Annotated in this window: 1 protein-coding gene; it reads left to right on the top strand. The window is 59.8% G+C overall.

Annotated features, from left to right (window positions below):
• The first annotated feature begins 15 nt into the window (after positions 1-15).
• Complete coding sequence (locus A8C75_RS16375) at positions 16-18,468, top strand: DUF4347 domain-containing protein (protein WP_067384855.1); 18,453 nt, start codon at positions 16-18, stop codon at positions 18,466-18,468.
• The last annotated feature ends 6 nt before the right edge of the window (positions 18,469-18,474 follow it).

The raw sequence follows: 18,474 nt of genomic DNA, 5'->3' as shown, positions 1-18,474 counted from the left end.
CGCGGGGGCGTTGCTATGAACAACATTTTTTACCAGGGCAAAAAGGCCAAAAAGGCCGGCAAGAAAAAGCAGAATCTGCAGTTTGAAGCGCTGGAGAACCGGGTGCTGCTGTCGGCGGACCTGGGTATTACCGCCGCCGACCTGCAGCAGCCGGATGAGTCCTCCACTGGGGTTATCGAATCCGAACTGCAGCTGAGCACGCTGGAAAGTGCCGAGTTTGAACCCGCCAGCATCGCTGTGGACGACAGTCTGACGCGGCTGCTCGGTGAGGGTGCCGCACTTGATATGAGCGCAGCTGCGGACGCAGACCCAGACGCAAAGGCAGAAGCGGATGCTGCCAGCCCCGACGACCTTGTGCCCGCTGACGCGGCTGAGCAAGACGCGGGTCCCGTGCTGAGCGCGGGTGAAATTTATCTGGTCGAGCGCATGATGGCGTCCCAGATCGTGATCCTGGATGCCGGCATCCCCCAGCTGGAATCCGTGATCAACGAGCTGTTCAACAGCGCTGACACTCAGCTTGTCGCCACCCTGGAATCCCTGCAGGGCAGTCCGCTGACGCTGGCGCCTGCGTCTGTATCCGGCGTTGATCAGCCTGCCACCGATATGGGTGCTCAGCTGGCCGGGGCCGATCTGCAGCAACAGTTGCTGCTTAATGCCGATCGGGACATCAAGGTGTTTGTGCTGGATGCCGAGCGGAACGGTGTTGAGCAGATCAGCAGCATTCTGGACTACTTCGAGAACGTCGCCGCCATCCACCTGCTCAGCCACGGCGCCGCCGGTGCCCTGTTCCTGGGCAACACCAAGCTCAACAGTCAGCAGCTTAAAACCAATCAGCAGCAGCTCAAGCGCTGGGGCAATGCCTTGTCCCCCGACGGTGATCTGCTGCTGTACGGCTGCGATGTCGCCGACGGTGAGCTGGGGCTGGCGTTTGTCGAGCAGCTGTCTGATGTGACCGGCGCCGATGTGGCCGCCTCCCAGGACGATACCGGCAATCTGCCGGGCGCCGACTGGGACCTGGAAAGCACCACCGGTGTCATCGAGACCCAGAGCCTCAGCATTGCCGCCATGCAGGGCGTACTGGCGACCACGCCGACCGATGGCAACGATACGCTGACCAACCCTACCGGCACCATCAAGGGGCTCAAGGGTGACGATGCCTATGTGTTTAGCAGCAACACCTTTGGTGTGGTTACCGTCACAGAGCTGAAAAACGAAGGCACCGATACCCTCGATTTGTCGGCCCTCAGCGTCGATCTGACCTTCACCATCAAGAAAGATAATGTGGTTGTGGTGACCTACTCCAGCGGAGGAAGCGCCCACAAAATTACCGCCACCCAGATCGAAAACATCAAGGGTGGTTCGGGTAACGATACCTTTATCGTCCAAAAGGGGGCTGAGCTCAAAGGCACTCTGGATGGCGGCGGCGGTATCAATACCCTGAGTTATACCGACCCCGCTGCCAGCCTTATCTTCGACAAAAGCTATAGCGGCGCCGTCGCGGTGGATTTCACCGTAGGCAGCGCCGCTGACAGCGCCAGGGCCACCGCCATTGCGGGCTTTGCCGTGGGCAAAGTGACCAATATCCAGCAGGTGATTGGCGGCAACGGCGATGATTTTCTCAAGGGCTTTAGCGGTGCCGATGATCTTTCCGGCGGCAAGGGTGCGGATACGCTGCAAGGCGGCGCCGGCATTGATCTTCTCAAGGGTGATGCCGGAGATGATCACCTGGATGGTGGTGCCGATACCGATACGCTGGAGGGCGGGGCTGGCAATGATACCCTGGTGGCCAGTACCGGCGGCGATACGCTTAAAGGCGGCGCCGGCGATGATCTTTATGAGTTCAGCGATACCGCGGACTGGAATGGCACCACTGTCACCGAGCTTGCAGGCGAGGGCACCGATACGCTGGATTTCAGCGCCGTTAGCGCGGACCTGGTCTTTACCATCAATGATCTTGCCCTGACCGGGCTTGCGGTGAGTGCCGGTGCCAGCAGCCTCAGCGGCGCACTTTATATTGAGCGCATTGTTGCCGGCAGTGGCATCAACACATTCAATTTCAAGAACAACTGGGCCGAGCAGCTGGTGATCAGCGCCACCGCCGGTGCCACTGTGACGGCGGATTTCAGCGCCGTGACCACGGACCTCTACTTCACCATCAAGGCCGATGGCACCCTGGTGGTGGCGGATACCAGCAATCGCAGCGGTGGTCATAGGGTGACGCTCAGCAATGTCGATAACCTTGTCGGCGGCCAGGGCACCAATACTTTCAGTTTCGCGGCAGGCGGCTCCATCAGCGGCAACCTTAACGGCGGCAGCGGTACGGGCATTCTGGATTACAGCCAGTTTGATCTGACCGTGGTAGTGGATCTTGCCAATGCGGCGACAGGGGTACCGGGCGTCGGTGGCACGCTCAGCAACATTGATGAACTGGTGGGGAGCGAGAAACAGGATCACCTGAGCGCGGCCGACAGTGGCCAGAGCCTGTCGGGGGATCGCGGTGACGACTTCCTCTTCGGTGGCAGCGGCGCCGATGTGCTGGCCGGTGACCAGGGCGACGACATCCTTGTTGGCGGCGCTGGCAACGACAGCTTCAGCGGTGGCACGGGCGACGATACTTACCTGTTCAGCGGCAGCTGGGGTCAGGACGCGGCCGTGACCGAGCTGGCCAATGGTGGCAACGATAGCATCAGCTTTGCCGGCCAGGATCTGCAGGCGGCCACGGCGTCCATGCCGCAGATCGATGCGATAGCGGCGGTCAGCGCCGATTTGACCCTTACGTTTAACAGCGACGGCTCACTCAATGTGGCCGACGACAGCGCCACGGCCAACACCCTGGCGGTGGCCGCCAGCAGCCTGCCTGAAATAGAAAGTCTGCTCGGTGGCAGCGGCGCCAATGACTATGTGTTCCAGGATAACTGGGGCAACGGCAGCGGCACCTCTATTCTGCTGGATGACACCGCCTCTACGGCGGGTACGCTGGATTTTTCCGCCGTCAGCAGCGATCTGAAATTTGTTATCACGGATGACAACGGTGTGACGGTGATGACCGTCACCACAGCGGTGAACGGCAAGGTCTATAGCGTGACGGCCCGTGGCGTCGAGAACCTGATTGGCGGCACCGGCGACAACCAGTACCGCTTCGAAGGTGCGGCGGTGCTGGGCGGAAGCCTCACGGGCTTCTCCGGTGCCGGCGCCAATGCCGGCACGGCGACGCTGGACTTTTCCGCCTACGATGGCGGCAGCGGCCATGGTGTGAAACTGGATCTGACCGCGGCCACGGCCAAGGCCATCGTCGATCCAGCGGACGCCGCCCAGGATACCGCGCTGATCGCAGGTACGCTTAGCAACATCAATGACCTCATCGGCAGCGGCTTTGACGATGAGCTCACCGGGGATGCGCAGGCTAACCGTCTTGATGGTGGTGCCGGTGACGATACCCTCAAGGGCGGCGCCGAGAGCGACACCCTCATCGGTGGCAAGGGCAGTGACAGCCTGCAGGGCGAAGCGGGTGACGATACCTATACAGTGGAGTCCAAGTGGACGTCCCTGGACCTGAGCCTGTCGCCCACCCAGACCGATACCATCAGCGACAGCGAGGGTGCCAACACCCTGGATTTGTCCGACATCAGCAAGGATCTGCAGGTCACCTTCACCGATGTGGCTGCCGGTGGCACCAATGTGTCCGTCAAGGTGGCGCTTAATGCTCTGCTCAGCAACAAGATCAATATCGACAATGCCGGCAATGGCACCGATAGCTGGACCCTCAAGACCGGTGACGGCGACGATACCGTTGTCATCAAGGATGGCGTGGATTCCACCGTCAGCATTGAGGCGGGCGAGGGCAGCAATACCCTGGATTATTTCAACGGCAGCGATATCAGCGGTGGCTACAAGTCCTCGGTGAGCGTCGATCTGGATGCGGGCACCGCTACGGGTCTGGCCGGCATCAGTGACTTCCAGCACATTTACGGCTCCTTCTTCGGTGGCGCCGATCAGCTGACCGGCGATGCTGGCGATAACAATTTCTATGTGGGTATCTGGGGCGAGCTGGACGGTGCGGCCAACCGTAATCACGTGATCGACGGTGGTGATGGCACCGATACCATCAGCTTCGTCAACTTTGATCAGTCCGATTTCGATCTGGTGCTGGATCTGAGCAACAGCATCGTCACCCATGAAGATGCCCTGAGTACGGTGATGACCGTGGCGACCCTGGCCGGCATCGAAAATCTTGTCGGCGGCGCCGGCAATGACCGACTCATTGGCGATGCGGCGGCCAATGTGCTCAATGGCGGTGGCGGTGACGACAGCCTTGAAGGTGGCGACGGCGATGATACCTATGCGTTTGATTCCGACTGGGGGCTGGACAGCATCGTCGAGAACCTGGTCGAGGGCACCGATGTACTGGATTTCTCCGGTGTTACCGAGGCGCTCACCTTCAGTAATGGCTTCACGACTGACACCACCGCAGTGGATCTTGCTACGGCACTGACACGCGCGGTTACCGTCACCGATGGCAGCAGCATCCTGACGGCTGACTTCAATGTTGAGACCTTCGCCGGCGTCAAGGACACCGATACGCTGCTGCAGGCCAATGTCATTCTTACCACGGCGGTGCAGGATGAGATGATCAGCGGCCTGGAAGCACTCAAGGCCATGGCCGAGGGGCTCTCCACGGGGTACTCGGAATTCGATGCTCTGCTGGACCTGCAGCTGCCACTGGTGGGGGAGACCCTGTCGGGCCTGCTGGTGGACGACAGCGGTGTGGCGGTGAACATCGCCGATCAGCTGGCGCTGCGCATTCAGGCCCAGATAGATGCGCTTAAAATCCTGTTCTGGGGCAGCACTACCGAGCCTGATGCGGCGGATAAAACGGACTCCAATACCGATGCGCTCTTTGCCCTGACCGATGCCGGCGGCGAGCCGTTGTTCTTTATTACCGAAAATACCCGCCTGCTGGAATTTGGCTCCAGCCTGGAGCTGTTTACCCGCACTCAGTCGCTGGGGATTGATTTTGGCGGTACCCTCAGTGAGATACCGGGTGTCGAGGTCGAACTGAATCCTGATGTCACCACTACGCTCAAGTTCGATTATGCCTTTGGTGTCTTGCCTAGCGACCCTGCGGACCCTGCCGCGGATCTGGCGTTCCATGTCTCCAATCCGGGGCTGAACTTCGCCGTTTCCCTGTTTGATGATGCCATCTATGCCGGGCTCGATTTTGGCGTTATAGCGGCGTCCATCGGCGGCCCCGCCATCGATGATGCCAAGGGCATGCTGGCGCTGAATATCGACCTGACGATAGGGGCCCAGGGCGATCTGAGCGAGCAGATCCTGCTGGATACGGTGACCAACAGCAGCTACGACAGCCTGTTCAGTCTGCAGGCTGACCGCAATACCGGCGTGAGTGCGTCCCTGCCGGTGGTGGTTGATGCCGCCGGGCTGGGGCTGGATATTCCAAGCCTGCCCACCATTACACTCAACACGCCGCAATTGCCCGAACTGCCGAGCCTGGGAGACCTGAGCACGCTGTTCGGCAACCTGGACTGGAGCCTGCCGGATCTGTCCGAACTGTTTGATCTGGGCTCCATCAGCCTGGACCAGATTTTCGAGATGATGCGCAGCGGCCTCAACTATCTGGTCAATAATTTCGACTTCAGCCTCAATATTCCGGGGCTGAACCTGTCACTGGATGACATCTTCAAGAACCTGCCGGGCTTTGATCTGGGGCTGGAAGATTTCCTCTCCGGCCTGCTGGAGCCGCTGAATAACTTTGATGTATCCCTCGGCTTGCAGGGGCTGGAAGACTGGCTCAATGCCCAGCTGGCGGACCTGTTGCCGGATCTGTGGCCTGACTGGTCACTGCCGAGCTTTGACTTCAGCTACGATGGCTTTGATCTGGGCATCGATTTCGACTTCGATCTGAATCTGGGCGATCTGTTCGGCGCTCTGGGCCTGCCGCAGCTGGAACTGGGGTTGGATTTTGACCTGGCGGATCTGGCGGCCTTCCTTAACCTGCCGGCGGGCTTTGATCCGGCTCAGCTTGGCATCACCATGGCGGCCGATGGCACCCTGCTGGTGGATGCCGATCTGGATATAGCGCTGGAACTGGATCTGGCGCTGCAGGAATATGCCCTGGCGGTGATCGGCAATGCCGGCCCCGCGGGTCTGAATGTGCAGGATTACGCTTTTATCGGCGACGACACCCAGGTCTCGCTCGCCGTGCGCGCCGGTGCCGACGACATCGATGTGGAGGCATCCCTGAGTATCAGCGACAGCCTGCCGGACATCGGTTTCTGGATCGAAAACGGCAGCGCCATAGTCGAAGCCGTGGCGGCCATCACGCTGCCCCAGGTGGGCAACGGTCGCTATCAGCTCAGCAGCTTCGATATCAGTAATTTCAGTTTTACGGCCGGCGGTGAAGCCAGCCTGGATCTGCCCATGTTCCTGGGCACCGGCAGCCTGCCCATGGGCGGCTCGGAGCTCGATCGCAACGGCGACAGCTACGCGGATAACGTGCTGCACGCGGGCTTTGATTTCGATCTCTCCGGCCTGTCGACACCTGAAGTCATAGCCCCCAACTTTGCAGGCTTCAGCCTGATTGCCTTCCTGAACGACCCGGCCACTGTACTGGCGGGCATGGAAGGCATGTTCGAGGGCATCAAGTCCCTGATGGTCGGTGAGCTGGGCCGCCTTGGCCTGCCACTGGTGGGCGATGTACTTAACCAGTCCGGCGCTTTCGTTGATCAGCTGCGCGACAGCCTGCTGGGGGATAAAAGCAGCGGCAGCTACGTTGATGGCCTGGGCAAGGAACTCACCGATGCCGCGGCCAATGGCGATGATGTTATCAGCCTGATCCGTGATGCGCTGTTCAACGCCCTGGGCGCCTACTTGCAGGTGGCCAAGACCGATGCCAATGGTGACCCGGCCTACGATGAGCTGGGCAAGCTGATTTACGGCGATGTGGAAAGCGCCGACGACATTGGCCTGGTACTGACCGCCGAAGGCGAACTGACCTTTAACGTCCTGCTGGCCGGCAGCGTGTTCGAGGGGCTGGACGACTATATCGAGCGCATGGGGGATACCGACGGTGATGGCATCGATGATGCGATCATCAAGCGCTTCCTCGAAGTACCTATCAATTTTGATCTTTCAGCGCCGGGCCTGGGGCTGAAAACCGGGCCTACCGATACCATCGAAGTGAGCCTGGACTACTTCTTCGGGCTGGGCTTTGGTCTGGATACCAGCGGTTTCTTCCTGGATACCGCCGGTGTCACCGAAGCCGGCGAAGAACTGGGTCTTACGCTGGATGCCTCTCTCAGCGATGGCGCCAGCCTGCTGGGTACCCTGGGTTTCCTGCAGATGCGCATGACCGAAGTCGACGACGACGATGGTAACAGCGGCCTGCGCGGCAAGATCGCCATGGATTTGAAGGCCACGGCGGATCGCTGGCGCATCGGTGAGGCGCTGACCATGTCGGCGCAGATCTCGGCCGAGGCCAATGTCGATCTGTTCGCTACCCTGGAAATGGATTTTGGCGACGATATAGCGCTGCCCAATGCCTTTACCACTGTGCATTACGATCAGCTGCTGGCGGATATCACCTGGGAGAGCGGCAGCAGCTTCAGCGCTGATTTCCTGGCACCGCCTGAGGTGGTGCTCGAAGACGTGACCCTGGATGTGGGTGACCTGTTCAGCGGCTTTATCGGCCCCATAGCGCTGGAACTGGATCCCTTCCTGGGCGCGGACTCCGAGCTGCGCCGGGTTATTGATATTCTCACCACCGATATTGATCTGGGTGTTGACCAGATCAACCTGCTGGATATCGCCGTACTGGCGATGAACGTCAAGGCGGCGGGCACCGGCGATATACTGCGCACCACCATAACGGCGCTGCTGGAGGTATCGGACTTTATCACCCTGGCGGCGGACGCGGCGCGGGACGGTGGCTCCATCGAGGTCAACTTCGGCACCTTTGTGCTGGGTGCAAGTCTGATGACCTCGGACAGCACCGAAATTTCCAATGCGGATCTGAACCAGACCGGCGGCCAGTCGGCCACCGATACCGTTGCCAACGACCCCAATGCCTCGGCGAATCAGAAAAACCTGGTAGCGAACCTGGGCACCAGCCCAGGCTCCATCATGTTCCCGATTCTGTACGACCCCATGACGGCGGTCGGGCTGCTGCTGGGCAAGGATGTTGACCTCTTCATCTACGATACGCCGGATATCGACTTCTCGATTCTGTACGAGCAGTCGTTCCCGATCTTTGCCGGCCTGAATGCGGTTATCAAGGGCGAACTGCAGGCCTACAGCGACTTCTACTTTGGCTTTGATACCACCGGTATTCGCAGCTGGTTCAATGAGTTCGAAGCCAACGATTACGACTTTGGTGCTTCGGTCAGTCATCTGGGCGATATATTCGATGGCTTCTTTATCGCCGACTGGGCCGTGTCCGACACCGGCCAGCTGATCCAGGGTGATGATGTCCCCGAGGTCACCCTCAAGGTGACCTTCGCCGCAGGGGCGGCGCTGGGTATCGGCGGCCTGGTGGAAGCCGGTGTGCTGGGCGGCATCGAGGCCGAGATTGGCCTGAACCTGCATGACTTGCCCAAGACAGGGACCGGTGGCAATACCGGTATCGAGGCCGTTTACGATGGCAAGATCCGCTTCGAGGAAGTGGCCAGCATCCTGCAGGAAAATCCGCTCTGCCTGTTCGACATGGAAGGCACCATCAAGGCCTTCCTTGAAGGCTACCTCTGGGTCGGGGTCAAGGTATTCGGCTCCAAGATCACCCTGTTCGAAGCCAGCAAGCGCTTCGTGGAAGTGACCCTGGCGCGCTTTGAATGGATCTGCCCGGATCTGCCGGACCCGACAGTGGCGACACTGAACGAGGATACTGGCGTGCTGACCCTGGCCTACACCGATGCCGATGGCAACACCCAGGCCAACCTGCCGGAAATCTACAAGGTGTACCTGGATAATATCGACGTCACACCCAGCGATGGCATCGATAACGAGGTTGAGCGCATCTTCGTCACCGGCAACGGTCATACCCAGGTATTTGACCCGACCCTGGTAACCTCGATCCGCGCCGCCGGTACTGCCAACAACGACGAGTACGAAATCAGTACCGAAATTGTGGCCAACCTGGAAATTCACGGCGCTGGTGGCAATGACATCATCACCCTGACCGGTAACAGCAACGCTGACAAGAGCCGTCGTATCTACGGTGAAGACGGCAACGATACCCTGATCGGCACCGCCATGGCGGACCTGATCGTGGGTGGCGATGGCAACGACAACATCAAGGCGCAGGACGGCGCCGATGTGATCTTCGGCGACAACGAAGATGGCACCGGGACCGGCAGTGACTTTATCTGGGCCACGGGTACGACCCTGGGCACCAGTGGCCTTGCCAATGGCTTTGCCAACTATATCGATGCCGGCGCTGGCAGCGACCAGATCCTCACCGGTGAGGGCAATGACCGCATTCTGGGCGGGGCGGGCGATGACTTTATCAATGCCGGCGGCGGCATTGATACCATTGATGGCGGTGCCGACGCCGACCATATCATTGCCGGTACAGGCGCCGATATTGTGCTGGGCGGCAGTGGTGACGATACCCTGAGCTGGGAAAGTGGCGATGGCGCCGACAGCTTTGACGGTGGCCAGGGCAATGATGAAATCTTCATGGCCGGCTACAGCGTCAATCCGGACGAGTTCTACAAGGCCGATACCAGTAACTACATCGTCGATGATGGCGCTGTGGATACCGTGGTCGTATCGGCCAGCGGCGGCGATACCCATATCAACTGGCAGCACGGCGCCAGCGCCGGCATCACGCTCAGTGGCAGCGGTGTCGAGATCCTCAGCATGGATACCGGCATGGGCGCCGACGATATCGTCATCGGCAGCCTGGCGACGACCAGCGTGGGCAGCGTCAAGCTCAGCACCGGTACCCAGCGCTCGCTGGTGGTGGAAAACCGTTTCGTGAAGGAGCGCAATGACGCCGGTGATCTGGTGGATACCGCCCAGACGCTGGACTTCAAGATGCTGCAGGTGGCCGATGACAATGCCATCGACAGCGTGCGGATCGAGGGCACCCAGGGTGCTGACGATTACCTGGTCAGCACCGTGGAGTCCACCGGGGTTGATGGCAATACCCAGACCGCCATGCGCTACGAACAGCTGGATGGCAACACGGACATTGCCGGCAATCCGACCAGTCATGTCATCGTTGATGTCTATGATCTGGAAACCGCCGACAAGACGCGCCTCAATACCCTGGGCGGCAACGACTCCATCGATGCCCTGGGCGTAACCCAGGCGCTGGTATCGCATATTTACCTGGACGGCGGCGCCGACGATGACCGCATCATCGGCACCAACCTGGCCAGCCTGTCCGATGTCATTATCGGCGGCAGCGGTTCCGACCGCATGACCGGCGGTGCCGGCATCGATCAGTTCTACGAGCAGTCCGATACCGGTGCTGATGACAATATTGACGGTGATGTCGACGTGCTGGTGGAAAGCCGCGACGCCGACTTTATCCTCAGCGATACCCAGCTGGTGATCGATGATTCCGAACCCCTGCGCGCAGCGGGTGATCCGCAGCGTCTGTCCAACACGTTCGGCAATGAAACCGAAACCTTCACGAACCTGTTCGAGAATGCAGAGCTGTCTGGTTTTGACAGCGCCAACTGGTTTGAACTGACCGGCTGGTCCGGCGGCGGCCTGCTCGATGGCGGCAAGGGTGGCGACAGCTATACGCTGGAACTGGCCCAGCTGGCCAGCGGGCGCCAGTACCTGAATATTGCCGACTCCGGTGGTACGGCCGGCATGGATACCCTGATCTACAAGGGCAGCGCAGGCCAGGACACCATTCAGCTGGATACCGTCTACAAGCGTGCCGAAGATGTCGAGAAGCGCTTCACCGATGATCGCTGGAGCAGCTACGGCAACCATGGCGACGGCCTGCTGATTGCCCACTTCGATGCCAGCGATACCTTTGGCAAGGTGGATCTTGATGACGAAGAATCGCTGATGCATGTGCGTGAAGCCAGCCTGTCCGAAGGCGCCGACTACCAGGTCGTCAACTACCACTCCGTCGAGCAGGTGACGGTGTTCGGGGGTGAAGAGGCTGACAAGTTTATCTCCGACAGCACCGAGTCCCAGATTGATGTTTACGGTGATGCCGGCGATGACCAGTTCTATATAGGCTCGGTGCTGACAACCGATACCGTGCTGGTGGAAGGCCAGGAAGTCACCATAGTGCTGGAGATTACCGACGGCGCCAACGTCAACAATTCCAACTTCTTTGGTGGTGAAGGCGATGACTACTTCGAGGTGAACCACAACGTTGCCGATATCGGCCTCTATGGCGACAACGGCAACGACACCTTCTTTATCAAGGCGCTGCTGACGCTGGATGACGATGGCGAACTGCTGGATCTGGATTCCGGCGTGTCCTCGGTCAGCGGTGTGTCCCAGGACCCCACCGCGGACACCCGCGAAGTGGATGTTGATACCCTGGTCTATGTCGAAAACGCCAATATCATTATTAACGGCGGGGCAGGCTTTGACAGCGTAGCCCTGGTCGGTACGGTGCTGAGCGATACCTTCTACGTCTTCGTAGAGCGGGACCCGGTGACCGGCGATAGCGTGCAGCGCATCTACGGCGCCGGCGTCAAATTGCAGAAACTGCTGAATATCGAGCGCCTGCAGCTGCTCACCGGCGGCGGCGACGATACTGTCTACCTCTACGGTGTGGATATGGGGCTGATCGGCGATATGGTGATCAAGACTGGTTCCGGCAGCGACCTGGTGCAGATCGGCGGCCCCGAGCAGGTGATCAACCTCAATTACCCGAAAAACCGCGACCAGTTCTACGCCGCGGTGGAAGGCTACGAGGTGGATCAGGATGCGCTCGGCAACTTCCTCTCCGTCGATACGGTCAGCGGCATGCCGTTCTACCAGATCGATGAGACCGGTCGCATTGTCGGCTTCCAGGTGGAAAACCCGGCGGTAACCCTGCAGGTCACCATGCCGGAATCCACCGATATTGATGCCTTCGTATCCCCGGTACTGATCGACGGCGGTGAAGGGGCCAACGACCGCGTTATCGTCAATAACCAGGCCGGCAACAACCGTATCCGTTTCGCCAACGTCGAGCTTGAGCGCAAGGAAGTGGTGTTTGATTACACCGATTTCACGCTCACCAGTACGGCCACCGACTTTGTCGATACGGTCCTGGGCAATGCCACCACCGGTGCCATTGCCCAGGATCTGCTGGCCAGTGCCGCCGGCGATTACCTGCGTTTCCAGGATCGTTACTACGATACTGAACTGCTGAACAACATTGCCAATGGCAGCCAGACGGAGCTAACGATTCCGGCGGGTCTGAGCTACTTCAATATTCAGAATACGCTTAAGGCCGATGGCACCATCAGCTATGCCCGTGCCGAGCTGGAGCAGTTTGCCTCCGACTTTGGCCTGGTGCTGGATACCACCATAGTGGCGCACCCGGATCCGTCCCGCGCCGGTGAAACCCTGTACCAGCTCAATGGCATCAGCAAGAACGGTGTGGCCGTGGCCTTCGAGGCGCAGCACAAGGAAACCGTGGTCTATGACCTGGGGGGCAATCGCATTGTCTTCCAGGACCTCACAGCCCTGACTCTGAAAACCACAGCGCCCCTGCGGGTGCAGTTTGGTGCCAGTGCCATCAGCAGCATCGAAAGCGTTCGCAGCGATGCCATGGATACCCTGCACGGGGTTGATGCGGCCGCCGCCTTGCACTTCACCGGCATGGATGAAGTCACCCTCAACCTGACCGACGAAACCGGCGGCGTGCAGGGTTCTGAACTGCATATAGACAACAGTCTCTTCACCGGACGCCTGCAGGTGCAGGGCGGCATCAATAGCGACCGCATCTTCGTGGAGCAGACACAGGCGGTGACTACCGTGCACGGCAATGCCGGCAACGACGAGATTATCGTCGGCAAGAACGGCATGCTCGATCAACTGGGGCAGTCGATCTACCTGTTTGGCGATGAGGGCACCGACAGCATTGAAGTGGATCGCGCAGGCGATGCCAGCGCAGCCGACGTCAGCGTTGATCAGAACCTGCTGGAACACAGCACCAGCTTTGAGCAGCTGAGCCGCATTACCAGCGCCATCAGCCTGCAGGGCATTACCGACGACGAAAACGATCTGCTGGAAGCGGAACTCAAGAGCGCGTCCGAGGCTTACGCGGACGCGGCCTTTGCCGTCAGCCAGGGTGACCTGGGCACAGCCCTTGGTGAAATATCCGAAGCCACTCTGGCACAACTGCTGGATGTCCTGAACAGCAGCAAGACGCAGCTGGCCACCTCGGTGACCGAGGCTGCCGATACCCTGCGCCTGAATGACCAGCAGCTGCTGGAAAACCAGATCAAGCTCTACACAAGGGCGCGCTATTACGAATCGAACGCTATCGACGATGCGTTGCTGGATCGAATGTCGGCGCTGGGGCTCAAGGCCCAGTTTAGCGTCACCTATTCCTACGAGATCTTCGGTATCACCTTTGATGACATAGTGGCCCATTCCGCTGTTACTGGGCTGCAGAGCGGTTTCAATGTCGCCGAAGACTGGCTGCGCAACTTCGGCAGTCGGGTCAATATTACCGATGATGATGGCAATGCCCAGGACATCACCCTGGATGCCAGCGGCAACCGTAGTGCCCTGCAGCAGTTGCTGGAAAATGCATCGGGCCAGAGCGATATCTACGACCTGATCAACGGCGCCCTGAACCAGAATCGCCAGACCGTCTTCACCGCCACCGAGGATGATGGCGGTTGGCTGGATGTAACCTTCAAGCTGGAACTGGTGTCCACCAATGTACACCAGGCCAATGACAGCAATGTCCGGGCCCTTGCCCAGCTGTACGACACCCTGGTGAACGATTACCTGGGCAGCCAGGACATCTACGCGGACCTGCTCAAGGCGCGCAGCTATAACGGCAGCTATATCACCCAGGCCGATCTGAACAGTTTCTACAATAGCTACCAGAGCAACGCGGATATTCGCGGCTTTAATGTCAATGACCCGCTGGCCGGTGGCAAAACGCTGTCCAGTGAACTGATTGCCTCGGTGGATGCGGTCAACCTGGACCTGTCGGCATCGGTACTGGCCAAGCAGAGCGCCACTGTGATCGCGCAGCTGCAGCAGTTTGACCTGACGCGCAGCAACAGCTTCGCCGATATCTACGATGACAAGCTCGATGTCCTGATCGCCCAGGTCAGCGCCGTCCTTGGCAGTGATGATTACAGCCAGAGTACTCTGGCCAGTATCAGTGCCGATCTCGATACATTGCTGGCCCAGTTCAACCCTTATGACGCCGGCAATGGCTTTGCTGCCGACAGGCAGATGGTACTGGCGCCGGTGTACAACGCCCTGGCGGCCAATACCAGCAATGGCTTGATCGAGGTGCTGGCCGGCATTAACCAGCTGCACACCGATCTCGTTGGCGCCGATTTCGCCGCCATTCTGAACGCGGCCGCCGCCGCCGCGGGTTACGATGATTTCGAAACCCTGTTCAACAGCGCCGGCTACACCCAGGTGCGCGCGGCCTATGCCACGGCGTCCGAGCTGATCGACAGTTTCCTGATCTATAGCGCCGGTCAGCCGGACATGGAAGATCTGCCGGTTGTGGTTACCGATACACTGCGCGCTATCAAGGTGCTGGATCGCGCCGCCGAGCGCTTTGAAGCCTTCGTGGATGCGCTGGAGCCGGGCTTTGACTTTGCCACTTTCCGCGCCAGCTACCTGGCCAATCAGGCGGCGGTGCAGCAGTTTGTCGCCAATAACCCAGAGTACATCGCCTATCTGCAGTCCGAGGCCCGCTACGAGGCCATGACCGCGTCCCTGACGCGGGACGCCAATGATGTCGTCACCCTGGCGGCACTGAATGAGCAGCAGTACCAGCTGCTGGTGGCGGCACGGGACGCGGCTGTGGCTCAGTTCGCCAGCCTCAAGACAAGCCTGTATACGCAGTACACCTTCACGCTCAACTACTGGTGGTTCACCCGCACGGTGCATCTGGATTACACCGTCGATTTCCGCTATGTACAGCAGCAGGCGCTGGTGGCAAACCTGGAGGCTCAGGTCACCGCCGCTAAGGCCTACTTTGATGGCAGCGAATCCCAGACCGACGAGCTTCTGGCACTGCGCCAGGCCTACAGCGATCAGGAAGAGAACTTTGAAGACCTGATCGATACGCTGGGCAGCACCTACGAAGCGCAGAAAAAAGCGCTCAATGCCCAGTACCTGGTACTCAAGGAAATCAGCGGCCTGGCGGTAGAGATCATCAAGGCACGGGGGCCTGATCAGGATATCGAGGGCTTTGCCGATGACAGCAGCCTGATCTCCGAGATCATCAGTTTCAACGATGAATATCGCATCCTGGATGAAGATGCGGCTCAGGATCCGCTGGATCTGACCCAGTTCGCCAGCGTCAGTGCAGACGGCAGCCGCGAAGCGACCAAGAGCTCGGTGATCTTCCAGACCGAGCAGCGCGACTACACCGCCGTAACCTCGGTGGCGGGCATGACAGGCGCAGATGTGTTTATTCACATTGGCTACGACGATGTTGAAAGCCTGACCCTGAACCTGGGCGACGGTGCCGACAACGTGCAGGTGCTGGATACCCTGGGTCAGGCCAGCGCCGAAGTGTTTGTTAATACCGGCGGCGGCAACGACAGCATCACAGTCAGCGATGAAAACGGCACCACCGATGGCATAGTTTCAAGCCTCATCATCGATGCCGGCAGCGACAGCAACTTCCTGCATATCAACGATATCAATGATGCCAGTGCCGACAGCATCCTGATGACCAATGGTGCTCGTGGCGGCTACACCTCGGTGACCGGTATCGCCGCCGGCAATATTCACTACCGCGGCGCCTTCGGCCAGGGCGTGCTGCTACAGGCCGGCATGGACGCAGACAGCATCCGTATCGAAGCGGTGATCGACGACGCTCATACCACTGTGCAGGGCGGGGAAGGGGATGACGACATGACTGCCGTGCAGGCGCTGGCCAACAATGCCAGCCTCACACTGCGCGGTGAAGACGGTCTGGATCTGATCGACGCCAAGCTGGCGGGTTTTGGTGTCGCGCTTGAGGGTAACCTCGGCAACGATACTATCTACGGCTCGATCCACGCCGATACGATCGACGGCAACGAAGGCGATGACCTGATCATGGCGGGGCTTGGCGGCGATACCGTGCGCGGCGGCGCCGACAACGACCTGATCTTCGGCGATCTGGGGTCGGTACAGGATGCGGCCGGCAACGAACTGACACGCCGGGCCGGCATTATTGCCAAGGTCGAATCCATCGCCGGTGCCGGTGAAGACAACCTCGATGGTGGCAGCGGCAACGACACCCTGATCGGTGGCGGTGCGCTGGATATCATCACCGATACGGGCGGCAATAACCTGGTGTTTGGTGACCACGCCCTGGTGACCTACCTGGCAGGCTTTGCGCTTGGCGCCTCCACGCTGCATATTGCCGATGCTGCGGCGGACCGTATCAGCCTCAGTGACAGCAACAACTGGATCTTCGGTGGTGCAGGCGGCGACGAAATCACCACCACCACAGGTACCGATTATGTGATCGGCGACCTGGGCAGCCTGAGCTTTGCGTCAGGCCAGCTTGTCAGCATGACCAGCGATCAGCTGACCCTGGGTGGCAACGACATTATCCATCTGGGTGATGGCGTCAAAACGGTGATCGGCGGACGTGGCGCGGACACGATCAGCAGCGGCAATGGCAAGGCACTGATCTTTGGCGACAATGGTCTGCTGAGTTACCAGGCCGGGGTACTGAATCGTCTGGAAAGCATCGATGTGGATGCCAGCACCGGCGGTATCGATGATATTGACAGCGGTAATGGCGATCACATCATCATGGGCGGCACCCACGGAGACTTCATCGACTCCGGCATTGGCAACAGCATACTGCTGGGGGACAACGGCACGGTGCAGCTGAACCTGGCCGGCGACAAGCGCGTGCTGGTGGTCAGCGAGCTCAGCACCCTGGGCGGTGCGGACTTTATAACCGCGCTGGGCGGTAACAACCTGGCCTTCGGCAGTGTCGGCGATGACCGTATCGAAACCGCGGCCGGCGATGACGTTATCTTCGGCGACAATGGCCGTGCCGAATACATCAAGGGTCTGGCGGATCGCTATCTGACCACCGATACCAGCCTGGATACCTCCGGCAACGACACCCTGATCAGCGGCGCGGGCCGGGATCTGATCTTTGGTGGCCTGGGCAACGAGCTGATCGAGGCCGGTGCCGGCAATGATGCCGTGGTGGGGGATCTGGGTGTGGCGCTGTACAACAGCAACGATACCGATCCGCTGACGCTGGATCAGCTGGACAGTGTTTCGTCGGACATCGGCGGCAGCGACGAAATTCACGGCGGCGACGGCGATGATGTGCTGATCGGCGGTGGTGGCGACGACTTCCTGTTCGGTGATGCCAACAACGACTTCCTGTCCGGTGACGGCGGCCGCGCCACCTATGTTGAAGGCGTGCTGCATATCGCTGAAACCACCGAACTCTTTATCGGTGGTGATGACGAGCTGGATGGCGGCGCTGACAACGATATCCTGCTCGGCGGCTTTGGCAGTGACCTGTTCTTTGCCTCACTGTCCGAGGATGTACTGGCCGGTGAATATGCCTACATCGAGAAGGACCTGTCCCAGACCGATACCGGCAAGATACTCTTTGTCACACGACTGGCCCAGGGCAGCCTCGATCTGCTGGCCAGCACCCAGTTCACGCTCTACGGCGAATCGGAAAAAGGTCAGGTATACGCACCTGAAACGGCCGCAGATGAGAGCGATGATGGCGGCCTTATCGCCGATGGCAGCAAGAGCCTGTTCAGCACCCAAAGCGAGCCCAGGCACCACAGCAGTGCCTCGGCCGGCACGGCGGGAAGCTCGGGTAACGGAGATACTGGCGAGAACGGCGACATCCCCGAAGACGAGTGCTACGACGAGCTGGGCCAGCCGATGGCCTGTGCGCCCGAAGCAGATCCGGATGCCACTGAGGATGCGCAGGCTACAGCGGACGATACAAGCGAGCAGTCGGTGGCACCGACTCAGCCTGTAGAGGAAGAAGTACCGCTTGAGACTGCACCCGCGGAAGAAGCCCCGGCCGCTGATGGCGCACAGCCGAGTGCTGACACTGGAGCGGGCGCCGCAGCCGCTGCCATTGCCGGTTTGGCCGGATGGAAGCTGGCAAGCGGGGAGCGATCTGGTACTGTGAAGCTTGCACGCCAGAGCTTTGAGTCGCTGCGCCACAAGCAGCGTAATCTGATGCACTGGGATGAGGCCAAGCAGTGCTTCGTTGGTGACGACAATATCAAACAGGCGGCTACCCTCGATTGGGAAAAGGCCGCCGGTAATATCCGTACACACTGATCAATT

It is taken from the genome of Marinobacterium aestuarii, from assembly GCF_001651805.1.
In the GTDB taxonomy this organism is placed as follows: Bacteria; Pseudomonadota; Gammaproteobacteria; order Pseudomonadales; family Balneatricaceae; genus Marinobacterium_A; species Marinobacterium_A aestuarii.
This window is presented reverse-complemented; position numbering and strand designations above follow the sequence as displayed.

What these genes read in the sequence shown, in the direction of transcription:
- A8C75_RS16375 (WP_067384855.1), top strand. Translation starts at nt 16, where the DNA reads ATGAACAACATTTTTTACCAGGGCAAAAAGGCCAAAAAGGCCGGCAAG.